Source organism: Tahibacter amnicola (assembly GCF_025398735.1).
GTDB classification, from domain to species: Bacteria; Pseudomonadota; Gammaproteobacteria; order Xanthomonadales; family Rhodanobacteraceae; genus Tahibacter; species Tahibacter amnicola.
Window position 1 is genome coordinate 3,267,604 of sequence record NZ_CP104694.1, and the last position, 18,306, is coordinate 3,285,909.

At 65.5% G+C, this 18,306-nt stretch carries 12 protein-coding genes and 1 pseudogene; 10 read left to right on the forward strand and 3 right to left on the reverse strand.

The genetic code is table 11. From position 1 onward, the window contains the following. The first annotated feature begins 225 nt into the window (after positions 1 to 225). Positions 226 to 1,167 carry a DUF4253 domain-containing protein gene (locus N4264_RS13610; protein ID WP_261692801.1) on the forward strand — a complete coding sequence of 314 codons (942 nt, stop codon included), beginning with the start codon at positions 226 to 228 and terminating at the stop codon, positions 1,165 to 1,167. A 69-nt stretch (positions 1,168 to 1,236) separates the two neighbouring features. Here N4264_RS13610 and N4264_RS13615 read toward each other — a convergent pair whose 3' ends face one another. Beyond that, positions 1,237 to 1,530, reverse strand: coding sequence for a hypothetical protein (locus tag N4264_RS13615; RefSeq protein ID WP_261692802.1), 294 nt, complete (start codon positions 1,528 to 1,530; stop codon positions 1,237 to 1,239). A gap of 233 nt (positions 1,531 to 1,763) precedes the next feature. Here N4264_RS13615 and paoA point away from each other — a divergent pair, with 233 nt between their 5' ends. The 7 genes and pseudogenes from paoA (at position 1,764) to N4264_RS13650 (ending at position 11,295) form a co-directional block, all read left to right on the forward strand. Further along, entirely contained in the window at positions 1,764 to 2,429 is a 666-nt protein-coding gene (gene paoA / locus N4264_RS13620; protein WP_261692803.1) for an aldehyde dehydrogenase iron-sulfur subunit PaoA, read from the forward strand. Beyond that, positions 2,426 to 3,376, forward strand: a complete 951-nt coding sequence (locus N4264_RS13625; RefSeq protein ID WP_261692804.1) for an FAD binding domain-containing protein — start codon at positions 2,426 to 2,428, stop codon at positions 3,374 to 3,376. The genes paoA and N4264_RS13625 overlap by 4 nt, the downstream gene beginning before the upstream one ends. A 4-nt stretch (positions 3,377 to 3,380) precedes the next feature. Next, positions 3,381 to 5,627 carry an aldehyde oxidoreductase molybdenum-binding subunit PaoC gene (gene paoC, locus N4264_RS13630; protein WP_261692805.1) on the forward strand — a complete coding sequence of 749 codons (2,247 nt, stop codon included), beginning with the start codon at positions 3,381 to 3,383 and terminating at the stop codon, positions 5,625 to 5,627. Positions 5,628 to 5,784: 157 nt separating this feature from the next. After that, positions 5,785 to 8,061, forward strand: a complete 2,277-nt coding sequence (locus tag N4264_RS13635; protein WP_261692806.1) for a hypothetical protein — start codon at positions 5,785 to 5,787, stop codon at positions 8,059 to 8,061. Positions 8,062 to 9,050: 989 nt separating this feature from the next. Then, positions 9,051 to 10,031, forward strand: a pseudogene (gene cysK, locus N4264_RS13640) (cysteine synthase A); the annotation flags it as partial. Positions 10,032 to 10,205: 174 nt separating this feature from the next. Beyond that, complete coding sequence (locus N4264_RS13645; RefSeq protein WP_261697623.1) at positions 10,206 to 10,541, forward strand: glutaredoxin; 336 nt, start codon at positions 10,206 to 10,208, stop codon at positions 10,539 to 10,541. A gap of 163 nt (positions 10,542 to 10,704) precedes the next feature. Then, on the forward strand, positions 10,705 to 11,295 hold the full coding sequence (locus N4264_RS13650; protein ID WP_261692807.1) for a cysteine hydrolase family protein: 591 nt from the start codon (positions 10,705 to 10,707) through the stop codon (positions 11,293 to 11,295). An 18-nt stretch (positions 11,296 to 11,313) separates the two neighbouring features. On the opposite strand, the gene N4264_RS13655 is transcribed toward N4264_RS13650, so the two are convergent. After that, positions 11,314 to 13,464, reverse strand: a complete 2,151-nt coding sequence (locus tag N4264_RS13655; protein WP_261692808.1) for a winged helix-turn-helix domain-containing protein — start codon at positions 13,462 to 13,464, stop codon at positions 11,314 to 11,316. Positions 13,465 to 13,762: 298 nt separating this feature from the next. On the opposite strand from N4264_RS13655, the gene N4264_RS13660 reads away from it, so the two are divergent. Both N4264_RS13660 and N4264_RS13665 read left to right on the forward strand, forming a co-directional pair. Next, entirely contained in the window at positions 13,763 to 15,568 is a 1,806-nt protein-coding gene (locus N4264_RS13660) for a DUF8740 domain-containing protein (RefSeq protein WP_261692809.1), read from the forward strand. Then, a complete protein-coding gene (locus N4264_RS13665) occupies positions 15,565 to 15,864 on the forward strand; it encodes a COA_001 N-terminal-type choice-of-anchor domain-containing protein (RefSeq protein ID WP_261692810.1) in 300 nt (99 codons plus the stop codon). The genes N4264_RS13660 and N4264_RS13665 overlap by 4 nt, the downstream gene beginning before the upstream one ends. A gap of 174 nt (positions 15,865 to 16,038) precedes the next feature. Here the strand turns inward: N4264_RS13665 and N4264_RS13670 are convergent, their stop codons facing one another. Beyond that, positions 16,039 to 17,718 carry a hypothetical protein gene (locus N4264_RS13670; RefSeq protein ID WP_261692811.1) on the reverse strand — a complete coding sequence of 560 codons (1,680 nt, stop codon included), beginning with the start codon at positions 17,716 to 17,718 and terminating at the stop codon, positions 16,039 to 16,041. Positions 17,719 to 18,306: the final 588 nt, after the last annotated feature.

Here is an 18,306-nt window from a genome sequence, read left to right on the forward strand (position 1 = left end):
GTATCCCGCGGGGGCGCCGGCTCGGAGGCCTTGCGCCTGTTGGGCACCGCGGGAACGCTTTCAGGTGGCGGGCCGAGTGCGCGCGGCTCGAGGACGAGAATTCCGGCGGCCGCGGATTTTTTCGTCCCGGCCGGATGCGTATTGCGGTAGGGATTCCCGGGGCTATGATCGGGTGGACGGCGCCCGCTGGCGGGCGCGTCAGCGCCGCGTTGCCGTGGAGTGCCCATGCCGACCGACACCGCCGACATCCGATCCGTGTTTGAGGCAACACCGCTGGAAAGCGCGGCGTTGGCGGAAGTGGCGGTTTTGGATACCTCAGAGACGGTTGTCGCGTTTGAGCTCGCTGGCATCGATCCGCTGGCGGCCTGGCGCTGTGCGCGGGAGCGGGTCCGGGACACGGGCCGGTGGCCGGTGCTCACGCTCGTGGGCGCGGGCCGCAGCGGCGCCTGGAGCCGCGTCGTGGCGAGCGAGGACTACTTCAGCCGCTTCTACTTCGAAGAGGAAGAACGCGACAGGCGCCGGGATGACGAACCGGAGACCATCCTCCAGGCCGCACAGGCCGTCGATGTGGCGGGGGCGCTGGCGGCGATTCCGGATGACACCACGGGCTTCCTGTTCGAATTGCTCGACGTGGCGCTGGCGGAGACGCGCCGACGCTTCGGGAAGGCGCCGGTGGTCGACGATCCGGGCGAGTTCCTGCTGCGCGAGCTGATCTACGACCAGCATGCGCTGGAGCGCTGGTTTTTCGAGTGGGAGCGGCGCAACGGAACCGATGCCTTGCAGCTGGCCGGCGACGGCCTGGCCCACCTGGAATGGTTCGCACCGCCGCCGGAGGAGCAGGCGCTGTTGCTGTTGCCCTCCGCGCGCCATTGGGAGGCGCCCGCCTATATTCACTGGTTTGGTGCGCTCCGCTGCAACAGCCAGACGATCGTGGCCTTGCTCCGGGAATGGCATGCGCGTTTTGGCGCCGAGCTGGTGGCGCACTATGGAACGATTCTCCAGTTCGGCGTGGCACGGCCACCGGCCACGCCGGAGGCGGCCTTCGAACTGGCGTGGCAGCAGCATGTGGTTGCGCCGTGCACGACGCTGCTTCCGGGCGTGTCGGTGCGCAATCACGCGCGGGCGCTGCTGCACGCCCAGCGCTGGTTTCTGCACGAACGGCCGTAAGTGGGCACTTCTCCCGACGAAAGCACCACGGCGCCCGAATGCGCCGTTGGGTTTTACATCGCTGGTACATCAGTGGGTTCCGGCGCGCCGGCGTGTGACGGCAACGAGGGCGAGCAGGTCGAACAGCGCCGTGCGACACAGTGCCCCCGGCGGCGTGGGCGTGACCACAAAGCCGGTAACGTTGGTGCTGCCGCCCTGGGACGGATCGTCGGTGAGGCCGGCGGTCTCGTTCGTGCCATTGCCGTCGGCGCCGAACAGGAAGGTGCCCTGGCTGACGATCTGGCCGGTGACGTCGGTGTTGGTCGTCGCGGTGATGGTGATCGTCACGCTGCCGCCTGCCGCGATGCTGCCGTTCCTGGTCACGGTGTTGGCGGCCCTGGTCAAAGCCGACGGGCAGGCTCTGGCATGCAATCGGCAAGCGACCCGGCGGCTGGTGGCAGACGCGGGCGGGGCATCGCGGCGGGACATTCCTGTGCCGTAGCGACGGCGTTGAGCGCGATTTCACGTCCGACGCGCTACAACGCGGCATCTGTCGCGTATGCGGTATTGCATACGCAACGACTGGTGCAGCCCTCCGCATTCCGGCAGGTGACCCGATGAGCGCGTTCAATCCCGGTCGACGGCAATGGCTCAAGTCCAGCGCGGCGGCCGGTGGGGCCGCAGCGGCCGGCACCCTCTTGAGCGGTACAAAAACGGTAGCGGACACCATGGCCGCCGAGTCGGCAACGGCTGCCGCACCGGATGCGCCCTCGACGATGAATGTGTTGCTGCGGGTGAATGGCCGGGACCACCAGCTGATGGTGGATCCGCGCATCACCTTGCTGGATGCGTTGCGCGAACGGCTGCACCTGACTGGTGCCAAGAAGGGTTGCGACCAGGGCCAGTGTGGCGCCTGTACCGTGCTCGTCGATGGACGTCGCATCGTGTCGTGCCTGACGCTGGCGGTGATGCAGGAAGGACGCGAGATCACCACGATCGAAGGGCTGGGCACGCCGGCGAAGTTGCACCCGATGCAGGCCGCGTTTGTCAGGCACGATGGTTTTCAATGTGGATTTTGCACGCCGGGGCAGATCTGCTCGGCGGTGGCGATGCTCGAGGAAGTGAAAGCGGGTGTGCCCAGCCACGTGACGGCGGATCTCACCCGCGCCGCTTCGCCGACTGCGCAGGAATGCCGCGAGCGCATGAGTGGCAATCTCTGCCGTTGCGGTGCCTATTCCAATATCCAGGATGCGATCGCCGAGGTCGCCGGAGTGAGGCGATGATTCCCTTCACCTATGTGCGTGCCGACTCGCCTGCGGCGGCCGCTTCAGCGGCTGCGGCCAATCCCGGCGCAAAGTTCATCGCGGGAGGCACGAACCTGCTGGACCTGATGAAGCTGCAGATCGAGACGCCGACGCATCTGATCGACATCAACGGGCTGGCGCTTGACCAGATCGAAACGACTACCGATGGGGGCTTGCGCATCGGCGCACTCGTGCGCAACACCGACCTGGCGGCAGACGAGCGCGTGCGCCGCGACTATCCGGTGCTGACGAGAGCACTGGTGGCCGGGGCATCGCCCCAGCTGCGCAACCAGGCGACAACGGCCGGCAATCTGCTGCAGCGCACGCGATGCCCGTACTTCTACGATACCCACCAGCCGTGCAACAAACGCCAGCCGGGCAGCGGCTGCGGCGCCCTGGCGGGTTTCAGCCGGCATCACGCTATCGTCGGTACGAGCCAGCACTGTATTGCCACGCATCCGAGCGACATGGCTGTGGCCATGCGCGTACTGGATGCGTCCGTCGAAACGGTGCGGCCCGATGGTGCGACGCGCCGCATCGCGATCGCCGATTTTCACCACCTGCCGGGCGCTACGCCGCAGGTGGAGAATGAGCTCGACGCCGGTGAATTGATCACGGCGGTGGTTTTGCCGAGACCGCTGGGCGGTCAGCAGTTTTACCGCAAGGTGCGCGACCGCGCCTCCTACGCGTTTGCACTCGTCTCCGCGGCAGTGATCGTGCACAAGGACGGCACCGGGCGAATCGCGCTCGGCGGCGTGGCGCACAAGCCCTGGCGGGTGGACGCAGCGGACGAGGCGTTGCCCGGTGGCGCCAAGGCGGCAGCGGCCGCGCTGGTCGCCGGCGCGAAAACCACGCCGGACAACGCGTTCAAGGTGGCGCTGGTCGAACGCACGATCGCGGCCGTTCTCGCGGACGCGAAGGGGTAGCCCCATGAAATTCGACACGCCGGCGACGACCAACCCCGTCGATGCGCTGAAGATCATTGGCCAGCCGGTCGATCGCATCGACGGCCCGCTCAAGGTGACAGGCACGGCACCCTATGCCTGCGACCGGCACGATGTGGTCGACAATCAGGCGCATGGTTATGTGGTGGGGGCGGCCATCGCGAAGGGGCGCATCACGGCGATGGATCTGGCGGCCGCAAAGGCGGCACCGGGCGTGCTGGCCATCGTGACGGCGGAGAATGCGGGCACGCTGGCCAAGGGCCGGCGCAACACGGCGGCGCTGCTGGGCGGGCCTGCGATCCAGCACTATCACCAGGCGATTGCGCTGGTCGTCGCGGAAACCTTCGAGCAGGCGCGGGACGCTGCACACCGGCTGCAGGTGGCGTACGCCCCCGCCAAGGGCGCCTTCGATCTGGAAGCGGCCAAGGCGTCCGCGCCCATCGCCAAGCCGATCTACGGCCAGGACCCGGCGGCGACGGCCGTCGGCGAATTCGACGTGGCGTTTGCCAGGGCGCCGGTGCAACTGGACGCGACGTATCGGACGGCGGACGAATCGCATTCGATGATGGAGCCGCACGGAACGATCGCGGCCTGGGACGGCGACCAGCTGACCGTCTGGACCTCGAACCAGATGGTGGGCTGGGCGGTGGATGACCTTGCGCGGACCCTTGGCATGCCCAGGGAGAAGGTGCATGTGATGTCGCCCTTCATCGGTGGCGGGTTTGGCGGCAAATTGTTCCTGCGCGCTGACGTGGTGCTCGCGGCGCTGGGCGCGCGGGCGGCGAAGCGGCCGGTGAAGGTGAGCTTGCCGCGCGCGCTGATGCCGAACAACACCACGCATCGTTCCGCGACGATCCAGCGCATCCGTATCGGCGCGACCAGCGACGGGACGATCACCGCTATCGGGCACGAGTGCTGGTCAGGCGATCTGGCGGGCGGAAAACCGGAAGCGGCCGCGATGCAGACGCGCGCACTGTATGCGGGCGAGCACCGCATGACCGAACATCGGCTGGCAGTACTGGACCTGGCCGAAGCCAACGCGATGCGCGCACCGGGCGAGGCGCCGGGGCTTGCGGCCCTGGAGATCGCCATGGACGAGATGGCGGAAAAACTCGGCATGGATCCGATCGCTTTCCGTGTACACAATGATACGCAAGTGGTACCGGATAACGGGCAATCGTCGACGGACGATGCAAAAGCCGATACGTCCCATCCGCCGTTCTCGAAGCGGCCGCTGGTCGAATGCCTGCAGGACGGGGCGAAACGGTTTGGCTGGGACAAGCGTGCGATGAAGCCTGGCAGTGCGCGCGACGGCCGGTGGCTGGTCGGCATGGGCGTGGCGGCCGCTTTTCGCGACAACCTGTTGACCAAGTCCGCGGCGCGTGTGCGGCTGGACCGGCGCGGCGTGATCACCGTCGAAACCGACATGACCGATATCGGCACCGGCAGCTACACCATCATCGGCCAGACGGCGGCGGAAGTGATGGGTGTCGGGCTGGACCAGGTGGTGGTGCGGCTCGCGGATTCGCGATTTCCGGTTTCGTGCGGCTCGGGCGGGCAGTGGGGCGGCAACAATGCGACGTCCGGCGTCTATGCCGCGTGCATGAAGTTGCGCGAAGCTGTGTTGAAGCAAGCGGGTTTCGACGGACGCGAAGCGACATTCGCCGAGGGCGCCGTTCACTCGGGCGATCGCCGTGTCACGCTGGCGTCGCTGGCGGACGGCAGAGACCTCGTAGCCGAGGACGGCATTGAATACGGCGACCTGGACAAACGCTACCGCCAGTCGACGTTTGGTGCGCATTTTGTGGAAGTCGGCGTGGACGCTGCCACCGGCGAAACCCGTGTCCGACGCATGCTGGCGGTTTGCGCCTGCGGACGCATCCTCAATCCCAAGACGGCGCGCAGCCAGGTGATTGGCGCGATGACCATGGGAGTCGGTGCGGCATTGATGGAATCGCTGGTGGTCGACCGGCGGGCGGGCTACTTCGCCAATCACGATCTGGCCAGCTACGAGATACCGGTGCATGCGGATATCCCGCACCAGGAAGTGGTCTTTCTTGACGAGACGGATCCAATGTCCTCGCCCATGAAAGCCAAGGGCGTGGCGGAGCTGGGTATCTGCGGCGTAGCGGCGGCCGTGGCCAATGCGATCTACAACGCCACTGGCGTGCGTGTGCGTGACTACCCCATCACGCTTGACAAGCTATTGCCCCATTTGCCTGGCGTGGTGTGATTTCGGACAGCGACGTGGCGGTATCGCCCGGCACCTGACCGTCCGTTCCGCCGGCCCCTTCCGCGCGTCGGAAACCGGCGGCGATTCACGCCCGAATTCACAGATTGACACAGGACGTGTGCCGACACTCGCCGCCCCACACTGAGGGAACACTCTGATGATCACGGAACCGACCGGGCGCAGCCCGCGTGGATGGCGTGCGCTGTTGGGTGCGATGGTACTGGTCGCGATGGTGGCGGCACCCGCGCAAGCGCAGCTGGAGCGCATCTTCGACAATGGATTTGAGCCGCGTGCGCTGGGGGCTGCACCGCAGCTGCGCATTCTGCGCGACGATCGCGTCGCCACGATTGACATGGACTACAACGCCGAGGATCCGTGGGGCCAGTTCTGGGAAATGAGCGGGTCGCCGGAGGATAACGCGGGCTTCCTCGTTTCCTGGTGGCCGGCCACGGCCGCGGCGCCCGAAGGCGGCAAGCTGTTCGGAAAGGGCGACAGCATCGGTTGCCTCAACCCCGAGCATGGCGGTGCGATGTCGCCCGTCGACAAGGCGGCGCCGGCGGGCGCGCGCTGGCTGGTCACGGGCAATCGCCGGGTACAAATCCAGCCACTGGAAAACGGTGTGAACTATACCGTGCGCGTGGAGCGTCTCAATGCACTGGGGCGGATCACCAGCGTCGCCGCTGAACAGACCTTCCCGGGTGGGGACGGTACCCGCGTGGCAGCGTTGCGCAACAGCATGACCTATTTTGACGATTTCAACCGGCCGGCGGGCGCCGCCGATGAAAAGCTGTGGGGCAATGCGGCGGTCACCTCGACCGATCCGCGCTTCAACCTGTTCTTTATCAATGATCAGTTCCATGCGCACACGCTCAACGGTACGCACCACGAACCGACCGGCGACCGCTCGCAGACCTCGCAACGTTTCCGCAAAAAGGTGCGTATCCAGCCCGGCGTCCGGCGCAAGATCGTCTTCGACATGGATTCGCCGCTGAGCCCGCGATCGGTGTGGTACCTGGATCTCAACCCGATTCCCACCGAATTGACGGCGCATGCGAGCTTCTTTGACCAGGAAGGCGACATCGGCTTGCCGGCGGGCGTTCTGCGCCTGCGCGCCGTGGGCCAGGATTTCAGCGTCAGCCTGATCGACAACCAGGGGTCGCTGCATCGCGTCGCCAACGTGCAGCTGGAAGACGTGGGTCGGCAGGCTGTGTCCAATGTGCGGCGCCAGTTCGAAGCGCGTGTCGGCACGGATGGCATCGAGGTGCTGATCGACGGGCGCAGCGTGATCAATGCAACCTATGCGCCGCAGACCTTTGCCGCCGGCGACTACGAGTTGCTCTGGGTCGGATTCGGCTACAACACGACCAAGGACAACAATCCGTACTACCTGCTGCACTGGGACAATTTCGGCTTCGACGGCCCGGTGGTGGACGCGCGTACCGTTCACAACTACGTGACGCGGATCGCGGGCAGCGACTACCAGCTGTCTGGTGGCTGGGACAACCTGGTTCCGACCTTCACCGTGAAAATTCCGGACGACCTGCGTCCGGTAACCGCGGGTGCGACTGCCGAGGCATGGCTGGTATACACGTACCAGATGGGCGACTACTCGACGTTGTCGGTATTGCCGACTGATTTCGTGCGCGTCAACGGCGCCATGCAGTATCCGCTGCCGCAGCCGGCGAACAACAGCACGCCGTACAACGCCAACCTGATGCTCTGGGGCATTCCGCACACGGCGCGGATCAAGCTGGGTGACCTGGTGCAGGGCGGTGGATCACCGCTGCGCGTGGGTGACAATCATTTCCAGTTCAATGCCGATAACGCGGGCATCCTCAATGTCCACGTGGAAGTGGCCTATCCGCCCGGCAGCGCGCCGACCTACACGCCACCGGCGGCGATCCATCACTTCCCGATGCATGCCGAGCTGCCGCGACTGGGCCTGCCGGCCCGCCTGCAGAAGGTCGGCGAGACGAATATCAGCTCCGACCACCTGATGGACGCGAACCCGCCCGCCCGTATTCCGGTCCGCGGTGTCGTTCCGCTCAATATCGAAGTGGGCAACCGCAGCTGGGCCGACTGGGCTCCGCAACTGATGCATGTGCCGGTACAGAGCATGGAGATTTTCAGCAGCGGCGGTACCGCCGGTATTGGCCAGGTGGACGTGTATCTGCGTCGCGTCGGTACTGGTACGGGCCCCGGCGAGCGGGTGATCCACCTGGATACCGCACGCGATGCACCGGCACCGCAGGGCCGCTACCTGCTGTCGTTCGACACCCGTGGGTTTGCCAATGGCGACTACGAATTGTTCGTGCAGGCGACTTCGCCATCCGGGTTGAAGAGCCACCCCAGCTATGGCGATGAGATGCATCATTTCGAGGCGCAGGAGTTGTCGGGGGGCTATTACCCGATCCAGGTGCGGATCGAGAATTGAGGGGCGGAGGCTGCGGCTGTTGCAGGTTGATGCGGGGCGTCAGCGATGCCCAACATTGCCGGGCGCACAGGCGCATTCTGTAGGTCGGGCTGAGCGCAGCGATGCCCAACACTGCCGGGCGCGTTGGTGTATTTGGGCGTTAGAAGGCAGAGCGTTTCGTCTGTCCTTCGGCCAGCCGACTTACTTCTCTTTGCTTGTGCAAAGAGAAGTAAGCAAGAGAAAGCACACCCCAGGCGGGTTGGTGCCTGGCCATTCATGGCCAGGCACTGCGCGAGTCCCCTCCGGGGTTTGGTGAAGGGCCATCCTGGCCCTGCACCAAACTCGCGCACATCCCTGTGCGCGCCCGCCTTCGGCGGCTGGTCCTACGGGGCCTCGCCAACCCTAATGGGGCCCCATTTGGAAGCGGCGCGCATCCTGCGCACAGAAGCAACGGCAGCGGCAAAAGCTGCGGCCGCTACGCGGAGTGTAGCGCTGAGCACCACATCGGCAGGCGCATAGCGCCTTCTGTAGGTTGGGCTGAGCGCAGTGTTTGCCCAACACTGCCGGGCGCGTTGGTGTATTTGGGCATCAGAAGGCAGAGCGTTTCGTCTGTCCTTCGGCCAGCCGACTTACTTCTCTTTGCTTGTGCAAAGGGAAGTAAGCAAGAGAAAGCACACCCCAGGCGGGTTGGTGCCTGGCCATCCATGGCCAGGCACTGCGCGAGTCCCCTCCGGGGTTTGGTCAAGGGCCATAGCGTTTGGCCGCCCCCTTGACTCAAGGGGACTCCAAAGAAGCTGAGCGCTACACTCTCTGTAGCCCGGGTTAACCCGCAGGGTTCACCCGGGGTGGGCTGCGACAACGGTGATGAAATGCGACGTGATTGCACCGATCCCGCCACAACACGTCATTTTCCCTGGGCGTGGTCCAGGTACGACCAGGCCTGGACTTGACACGCCGACACCCCGGTCCAATGCTCGCTCCCCATCACCGGCAATGCGATTGGAGGCCCCATGGTCACCCGCGTCGGCACTATCCTGGAGACCATCGGCAATACGCCATTGGTACGGCTGAACCGGTTGGCGCCGCCTTCCGTGAATCTGTACGTGAAGCTGGAAGCCTTCAACCCGATGGGCTCGGTCAAGGATCGGCTGGCGCTGGGGATCATCGAAGATGCGGAGCGGCGCGGCGTGCTGGCGCCCGGGCAGACGGTGATCGAAGCGACGAGCGGCAATACCGGGATTGGCCTGGCGATGGTGTGCGCGGTGAAGGGCTATCCGCTGGTCGTGACGATGGCGGAAAACTTCAGTGTCGAGCGGCGCAAGATGATGCGGTTTCTCGGCGCGAAGGTGGTGCTGACGCCGGCGTCGCTGAAAGGTTCGGGCATGCTGGCCAAGGCGGTGGAACTGGCACAGGCACATGGCTGGTTCCTGTGCCGCCAATTTGAAAATCAGGCCAATGCGGACATCCATTCGCGCACGACGGCGCAGGAGATTCTCGCCGCGTTTGACGCTGAACGGCTCGACTGGTGGGTCACGGGCTGCGGTACGGGCGGAACCTTGAAGGGTGTTGCGCGGGTCCTGCGGCAGCAGCGGCCTGAAACACGGATTGTGGTGTGTGAGCCGGACAATTCACCCACGCTGGGCAGCGGCATTGCCCAGGCGCGCGACGCGGACGGCACGCCGCTGGACAGCCATCCGAGCTTCCGTCCACACCTGATGCAGGGCTGGACGCCCGACTTCATTCCGCAACTGACGGAAGAGGCCGTCGCGTTGGGCCTGGTCGACGAGATCGTGCCGATCAACGGCCTGGATGCCTTGCGTTGCGCGCGCGAGCTGGCGCGCGCGGAAGGCATTTTTGCGGGGATTTCGGGCGGAGCCACCTTGGCCGGTGCGTTGAAGATTGCCGCGGCTGCACCGGCAGATGCGAATATCGTGTGCATGCTCCCGGATACCGGCGAGCGCTATCTCACGACGAGCCTGTTCGACGGTGTCGGTATCGACATGTCCGCGGAGGAACTGGAAATCTCCCGTTCAACGCCCGGTGCGCGCTTTGATGCGCCTGCGCCGTCGGCAGCGCCGGCGGCGGTGGTCGTCGAACCAGCGGTGTCGCTGGATGTCGTCGACTTCGTCAGCCAGGTTGTCAGCGACAAGGAACAACCGCTGGTGATGTTTGCCCTGGAATGGTGCGAATTCTGCTGGGCGGTCAGGAAACTCTTCGGCCATTGCCGCATTCCCTATCGCTCCATTGACCTGGATTCGACGGCCTACCAGCGCGACGACCGTGGCGGACAGATTCGCGCGGTGTTGCGGCAACGGACTGCCTGCAAGACGATTCCGCAGATCTTTCTGGGCGGCGAGTTCATCGGCGGCGCGACGGACACGTTCGATGCCTTCCGGTCCGGGACGCTGCAACGGCGCCTTTCCGAACGGGGCGTGTCCTTCGATGCAACGGTGCTGGTGGATCCGTACACGTTTCTGCCGGGATGGCTGCATCCGCGATAGCACGCGGTGCGCGTTCCGGATGAAGGGGCGCACAACGGGGACAGCTTCCACGGCGACGGAAACGGTCGCGCCTGCATCACTGGTGATGACCTTCCTTCACGCCGAGGCCACGGGCAGTTGAAGGATGCTGGCACGCCGTTCCGTTGCGTGGAGCATGCCCGACATGACGTCGACACCGCTGAGGAAGCCACAGGATACCCACTGTGCGTGCGCGCTGCTTCTGATCGACTGGTTCAGTTGCTGGCCCATGCGGGAACGCGACCAGCTGCTGCCGCGGGCACGCGACGCATCACGGGTCGCGGCACGACTGGTTCAGCGCGCCCGCCAGCGTGACGTCCCCGTCATTTTCGCCAACGACAATTTCGGGCACTGGCGATCGGATTTCCGCGCCGTCGTGGATGCGGCGGTCGAGGAAGGAGGCCTGGCCGCCGAGATCGCCACACGCATGGCTCCGGATCCGGGCGACTACTTCGTTCTCAAACCGAAACACTCGGCCTATTTCGGCACGCCGTTGGATCTGCTGCTGTCGCACTTGCGGACCCGGACGATTCTGATCGCCGGCATCACGACGGATCAGTGCGTCCTGGCCACCGCAATTGACGGGCACATTCGCGACCGCCGTATCGTTGTCGTCCGCGATGCCTGTGCGGCGGCTACGGCAAGTCGTCACAAGGGCGCGCTGGAACGTATCGAAGCGTTTGGCATTTCGGCGATGAACAGCCGATCGGTGCGCTGGGACAGGCTGGCTGATTGAGGCGCAGACCGGTGGGCGTCACGGCGGCGCGATCTCGTCCAGGTTGTCGACGAGGCTGATGTCACCGCGATCCTTTTCGTCGCGTGAGATCAGCAGCCAGTCACCGCTGGGATGCAGGCTGATGGTCGCCGGCCGAATGATGCCGTCGGGCTTGAACAGCGTCTGGCGTTGGCCATCCGCGGCGCGGAAGGTGATCTGGCCGTCGGCGGCGAGGTAGTACAGGCCATCAGCCCCTTCGGCGTAGGCGCGCGGATTCAGAGCGGGCAGGTCGTCCAGGACCTGCACTTCGCGGCCGGTGGCGAGTTCGTGCGACCACAGGCCCGGCACGCCGACGCGCGCAAACCACACCCGCTGGCCGTCGCGGCTGGGCGTGGCCGCATAGGCCTGGTCGGCGACCAGCGGAGCGTCATCAGTGCCATCGACACGGATGCGCCGAAGGATCCAGGACGCGTCAGCCTCCGCGGTGTAGTAGATCCACTGGCCGTCGACGGACCAGGCGGGCATCTCGCTTTTTTCTCCCGGCGTCTTCAGGCAGCTGGCGGCGCCGGCGAGAGTGACGATACACAGCTCCGCGCGCATGCCGCGGTTTCGCTCAAACACCAGGCGCCGGGAATCCGGCGACCAGCTGAAACCACCGACGCGGCTTTCCGTCTCGCCCCACAGGATTCGCGCGCGGCTGCCGTCCGGATCAGCGAGCCAGAGTGCAGGCCGCCCGTTGCGGGTGGAGGCGAACGCCAGTTGCCGGCCATCGGGGGAATAGGCCGCCTGGAAATCCTCGCGCGAGGAGGTCAGCAGCGGGCGGGTGTCCGCCGACGCGGCCGATGGTGAGCGCGGGTTCGGGTGCTGCCAGATGGAACGTTGCCGCTGCGTACGCACGAGGGCGGCACGGCGGCCGTCGGGCGCGATCACGAAGGCGTCGATATCCAGGTCCGTCAGGGTCAGCCACTGCGTGACCTTGCCGTCGTGCCACTGCCAGAGGGTAGGCAGCCCGTTATCGCGGGTCAGGTACATCAGGCGTTCGCTGTCGCGCCAGGCGAGCCAGCGCACCGCGGACGGCGATTCCAGGATGAACTCGGGCGCTGCCTCTGCCGCTGTGCTCTGGCGCAGCAGTTGGTACTGGCTGCGCCCCAGGCTGCGCGCAAACGCGATGTGCCGGCCGTCGGGCGACCAGCGCGGCAGGAAATCCCCATGCAGTTCGGTGGGTCGTGTGAGTTCCTCGCGGTGGCCTGATGCGATGTCGATCAGCCACAACGATTGCGGATGCACGCCGTCGAGATTGCGGTCGGAGATCACCAGCTGGCGGCCATCGGCCGAGAAGCTGATATTGGCCCAGAAGTTGGGCGCGCACTGGCCGACGGTGCGTGACTCACCGCCCGTGGCCGGTATCAGCTCGATCGTGCAGGTCGCCGTAGTTTCCCGGACGAAGGCGATACGGTCGGCGGTGGGCGACCAGGCAGGCGAATGGTCATTGGCGGTGGTTCGCGTCAGCGGTTCGGCGGTCGCGCTGTCGATCGGCTGCACCCACAGTTGGGAGCCTGTGTCGCCATCGGCCGCGAACACCATGCGCCGCCCGTCGGGTGAGAACGCGGGCTCGTATTCCGCCCAGGGCAGGTGGGTGAAGCTGCGCAGCTGGATCTGTGCGGGACGGGACGTGTCCGGCACCAGCCGGTAGGTCACTGCGGCTGCCAGGGCCATGGCGCCGGCCGCCACCAGGCCGAGGCGCCACGGCGTGCGTCGTTCGCGCGAGGCGGGCGGCGGCGCTTCAGCGGGTGGCTTCGCGTTGTCCGAACCCGTTGCCGGTGCCGACGGCGTCGGCTCTCGCCGCAGGGGGAGCGGCGTGGTGTCCAGCAGATCCACGGGCCACAGCAGCCGATAGCCGAGCCGCGGAACCGTCTCGATCACGTTGGCGTCGGCCTGGTCCCCGGCGAGCGCCGCGCGCAGCTTCCAGATCGCCCGGTTGATCGCATCGTCGCTGACGATCTGGCCGCGCCACGCCTCGGCGAGGAGGTCGTCGCGGCTGACCGTGCGGCCCGCGCGCCGGACCAGGCACAGCAGGACGGCCAGGACGCGCGGTTCCAGCTTCACCGGCTGGCCGTCGCGGTGCAGGCGAAGTTCGCCCGGTTCGACGCGGCAGGTTCCAACCCGGAATTCGGAAGGCAGATCGTTCATCAACACACGGATGCGCAGCGCTCACTGATCGACGCCGGCAATGGTACCGGGTCGACAGCACCTGCTGGGTTGCGGATCTTCGCCGCCGCCATTCGGGCCGGTGCAGCGGGGGTGTCGTAAATGTCTTTCCACTCAATGGCTTGAAAATGGTCAGGAATTGGTCAGGCGAAGTCAGATGGAGCACCGCGCCTGTCTGGGACGCCGTGTTGAACATCCGCGCCGGCCGCAGCGATCGATCGCGTGGCTGCGGCGCCCAGGCCATCCGGGTGACCGTGTCCTTCACGACCATAGGTGACCCATGCGCAGAAACCGCGCCGTATCCGCATTCTTGTCCCTGTTGCTTTCCACGGCTGCCAGCGCCGAAACCCTTGGCACCGGCTTCACCTACCAAGGCGACCTCACCGTCAACGGTGCGCCGGCAACTGGCAGCTATGACCTCAAATTCCTTCTCTTCGCGGTGCCGACGGGCGGCATGCAGGCAGCCACGGTCACCGTGGATGACGTCGCCGTCGTCCAGGGTGTCTTCACCACCGGTATCGATTTCACGGACGTTCCCTTCCAGGACGGGCAGCAGTACTGGATCGAAGTACGCGTTCGCGAAGGCACCAGCACCGGCACCTACCAGCCGCTGCTGCCGCGCCAGGCGATCACGGCGACGCCCGTGGCCCTGAGCGCGCGCAACGTGCTCAATGGTGGCGTGACGCAGGCCTCGATCGCGCCAGCTGCCGTCGGCAGCACCCAGCTGGCCGTCAATGCCGTGACCGGGTCCAAGATTGTCGACGGCAGCATCACCGCCACCAAGCTGGCCTTTGCAGCGGGCGATATCACCGGGGTGACGGCGGGTAGTGGCCTGACCGGCGGTGGTACGACGGGTGATGTGACGCTGGCCGTGAATCCGGCCGTCGTGCAGATGCGTATCTCCGGTACCTGCGCCACGGGTCAGTACCTGCGCGGCGTTCATGCGGATGGGAGCCTGCTCTGTGACGTGATTCCGGGCGTGGCGAACGACAGCACCAATGTGGTGAACGGTGCAATCACGCAGAGTCAGATCGGCCTTGCCATTCCAGCCGACGGCCTGCCCGTCATCAGCTATACGGACGCTGCCAGCCAGTACCTGCGCCTGGCCAAGTGCGCCGACAGTGCGTGCCGTTCCGTCAGCGGGGTCAAGGTCATCAGGAACCCGCAGGGCGCGTCCGTGCAGGGCGATGCCTCGGATATCGCGCTCGACGCTGATGGCATTCCCGTCATCAGCTTCTACGATCCGGCTCTGCGGGCACTGAAGATCGCTCGCTGTGCCGACCCCGTCTGCGAGGGCAATGCCAGCGTCGAACTCATTGACGACGATGCGACGGGAACCCTGGGGCAGCACAGCTCTCTTGTCCTGGACGCCAATGGCTATCCGCTCGTCAGCTACTGGGACGCGGGCAACGGTGACCTCAAGTTCATCCGCTGCCAGAACGCCACGTGCAGTCTGAATCCCGGTTCCCGCGTGATCGACCAGTCGGCCAGCACTATCGTTGGCGAATACAGCTCGATCATCCTCGACCTCTACGGGCATCCGGTCATCAGCTACTACGATCGTAGCAACGGTGCCTTGAAGATCGCGTCGTGTACGACGGACAGCTGTGGTGGCACCATCCACTTCAAGACAGTCGACGAGGCCGGTAGCGACTACGGCAGTTTCAGCGCGATGGTCCGCAGCGCCGACAACCGCCCCCTTGTCAGCTTTTTCGACAACACGGCCAAGCTGGTGAAAGTGGCCGCGTGCGACCTGTACGACTGCAGCGGCAACATCACGGTGACGACGATCGACGGTGGGCCTGGCGTATCCGTCTCCGGACATACGACCATCGCCAACGGCAATGACGGGCTTCCGATCATCGGCTATGCCGTTGGCCCGCAGGTGTTCGCCTTCAAGGTGACCAAGTGCGGCAACACCCAGTGCACGCAGCGCATGTCATCGAGCGTGGTCGATGGCGTTGACTTCACGCCGCATTTCCCCGACATCGCCATCGGCCCGGACGGCCTGCCGCTGGTCGTGGGCCGCAACTCTGGTAACGGCTACCTCCGTGCTGCCAAGTGCGGAACGCGGAGCTGCCAATGAACGCGCGGATTCGCAAGTCGCTCGTCCTGCTGGCGGGTCTGGGCCTGGCCGGTGTGGCGCTGGCGCAATCCGGTGGCGGGAATTTCCAATTGCGCTGGACACAGGATGGCGGTGGTGGCCGTTCCACCGGCGGCAGCTTCGCGGTGACCGGCACGATAGGACAGGTGGACGCTACCGCTCTGATGTCCGGCGGCACGTTTTCGGTTCGCGGCGGATTCCACCGTCCGCACGGGGCGCTGGGCGAAACGCTGTTCGCGAATGGCTTTGAGCCTGCGTCGCCGCAAGCGGTGGAATGACGTCGCATCACTATCCGGCCAAAAGCCAACGAACCAGGCAGCGCAATGCTGCCTGGTTCGTTGCCGGATCGCGGCGAGCTGGATCGAACGTACCAATGGTGTTCACGTTCCGGGATCGTTGAGCATATGGCGGCACAGGGCACCCGGTTGCGGGTGCCCCGTGGCCGGTCGCGGCTACTCGTCGACAGTCGTCGTTTCCACGGCGGAATCGTTGGCCGGATTGGCGTCGTACTGGTTGCCGGAGATCTGCACCGACAGCGATGACGCACCCGCCGCCATGGGCCTGGTCACGACGAACAGATTATTCGCCGTGTATTCGGGCGGAATGAATCCGACATAGAGGCAACGCGCGTCGCCGTCGATGGTGCAATTCCAGTTGTCGCCTTCGGCGTACACGACCTGGGTGCCGGTCGAGGGCTTTGCGACCAGCGTCATGCCCGATGCGTAACCCACACCCGTCAGCGACGACGGCGCGTGATGGTTGGTGACGCGGACGACATGTTCCACATGAGCCCCGCGGGGAACACTGTTGGGCGATCCGGCTACCCGCACGCTCGCGTCGACCATTTCGCTGCCGGAGTAGCGCCGGCCGTTGATCTCGCTGTTCCAGGTAGAAAGATCGTCCGATTGCCAGGCGAGAGTGAAGTCGCCGTCGGCATCACTGGCAATGGACGGGAGCAGGGTGTGGTACTTGCCCGTGGCCGGCGTGGGCGACGTCAAGGCTGTACCGTCGGTTGCGTAGTGCCGGTAGAAGAGGTGATACGCACCGTTGAACTGGGTCCAGCCGACGGTGAAATGGCCGGTGGAACGCGCCTTGCTCACGGTCACGTCGAGCGGATTGACGCCCGTGACGATCTCGAACTCCGCGCCGGCCAGGCCACCGGTGGTGCTGATGCGTTGTCCGCGCAGGCGATTGGCGCCGAAGGCGGGTTCCGAGAGCCAGGCAAATACGGCATTGCCCGTCGCATCGACCGCCATGTCGAAGCGCTGTTCGCGCAACGTTGTCGACCGATTGACGCGTGCGCTGGCGCTCCAGGTCGTGCCGTCGGACGCGCAGCGACGACGGTAGACGTCGTAACTGGCCGGTTCGGTGGGCGTTGCCGCCGTGTTCTGCGACCAGCCGACCGTGATGCGACCGGAGTTGTCGATACCCACCCGGGCGCCGCGCAGCGCGTTCGTCGCGTCGGCCACGACGGTGAACTCCTCGCCAAGCGGTGCGCCGGATGCCGTGAAGCGGCGTCCGCGGATCTCGCTGGTGCTTCCGTTCCACGTATGCCATACCACGATGATCCGGCCAGCGCCTGTCCGGGCGACCTGGGGCAAGAAGGCCATTTCCCGCGTCGTGCCATCGACCCGGAATTCGGCAGCTAGCGCTATGCCGTAGCGGTCAAACAGGCGCATGTATACATGTGGGCCAGGTCCGGCTTCCATGTTATCGTCCTGCCATACCACGGCGAAATTGCCATCGTCGTCGGATGCCACGTCGGGGGCTTCCGCATACCAGGCTGCCTTGCCACTGATCCTGAACTCCTCGCCCCAGGCCAGGCCCGCGCCGTTGAGCCGCTGGCCGATGATGGCGCCGGGTGAGTGATCGTCCGTCCGGTTGGCCCACACAACGATGCTGTGGCCAATGGCGTTGGAAGCAATGGCCGGGCTGTACTGGTTGCCCTCATAGGTGGAATTGATGCGGATCTCATCGCCGACCGGCGTCGCGGGCGAGCCGAGCGCGTGCGACACGCCGGGCGTTGCCATGATGACCGCCAATCCGGCCAGGGCGCGAAAAGCCCCGAAAGACGTCGCGCCGTCATGTACTGGTGCGACTGTGCCCCACCGATGTTCGCTCTCTCGACGCATCGGAATCTCCCCGTTTGTTTTAGTGCGCAGAGAATAGCGGCGGACTGTCGCATGCGACGCGACAGCACTGACCGTTCATCGGCGCTTGCATAACTCCTGGTTGGAAAGTCTGAAAATGCGCACGAATGGAGTTTCTGCCAGTGTCAGCTTGCCTCCACAACCCTGCAATGAAACGCGACGGATTGCCCGGCCACCCGGGCTCGGTGATATTGCTGGCGGCGCCGAACCATTCGAGGATCTCGCCGCGCTCGTCCAGGAAAGGAATGGCGCGCGAAACACCCTGCCGATTGAGTCGCCGGCACGCGTCGCGCGGTGTTCGAGCTTGAAGGGGTCTCGCTGGAGGATAGCCTCTGCAATCGTGGCATTGACCACCCCTTGTCACTGTCGGAGATGTATTCCTCTAGCCAGGTGAGGCTCGGATTGGGGGGCGAGAAAACTCTTTCCGTCGAAGATCAGCATCTGGCTCCAGGCGGCGCTCATGCGATAGACGATGTCCGATGCTGCGGTGACGAAGTGCGGAATCGTTCTTCGGTGGCGCGATGCGCCGCTTCGGCGCGGGCGCGCATTTCCACACGTCTTCGCACAGTT

Bases quoted from the DNA above. Each gene is read 5' to 3' on its own strand.
- N4264_RS13610 (WP_261692801.1), top strand. From the start codon at position 226: ATGCCGACCGACACCGCCGACATCCGATCCGTGTTTGAGGCAACACCG.
- N4264_RS13625 (WP_261692804.1), top strand. From the start codon at position 2,426: ATGATTCCCTTCACCTATGTGCGTGCCGACTCGCCTGCGGCGGCCGCT.
- paoA (WP_261692803.1), top strand. From the start codon at position 1,764: ATGAGCGCGTTCAATCCCGGTCGACGGCAATGGCTCAAGTCCAGCGCG.
- paoC (WP_261692805.1), top strand. From the start codon at position 3,381: ATGAAATTCGACACGCCGGCGACGACCAACCCCGTCGATGCGCTGAAG.
- N4264_RS13635 (WP_261692806.1), top strand. From the start codon at position 5,785: ATGATCACGGAACCGACCGGGCGCAGCCCGCGTGGATGGCGTGCGCTG.
- N4264_RS13655 (WP_261692808.1), bottom strand. From the start codon at position 13,464: ATGAACGATCTGCCTTCCGAATTCCGGGTTGGAACCTGCCGCGTCGAA.
- N4264_RS13665 (WP_261692810.1), top strand. From the start codon at position 15,565: ATGAACGCGCGGATTCGCAAGTCGCTCGTCCTGCTGGCGGGTCTGGGC.
- N4264_RS13670 (WP_261692811.1), bottom strand. From the start codon at position 17,718: ATGCGTCGAGAGAGCGAACATCGGTGGGGCACAGTCGCACCAGTACAT.
- N4264_RS13650 (WP_261692807.1), top strand. From the start codon at position 10,705: ATGACGTCGACACCGCTGAGGAAGCCACAGGATACCCACTGTGCGTGC.
- N4264_RS13660 (WP_261692809.1), top strand. From the start codon at position 13,763: ATGCGCAGAAACCGCGCCGTATCCGCATTCTTGTCCCTGTTGCTTTCC.
- N4264_RS13645 (WP_261697623.1), top strand. From the start codon at position 10,206: ATGTTTGCCCTGGAATGGTGCGAATTCTGCTGGGCGGTCAGGAAACTC.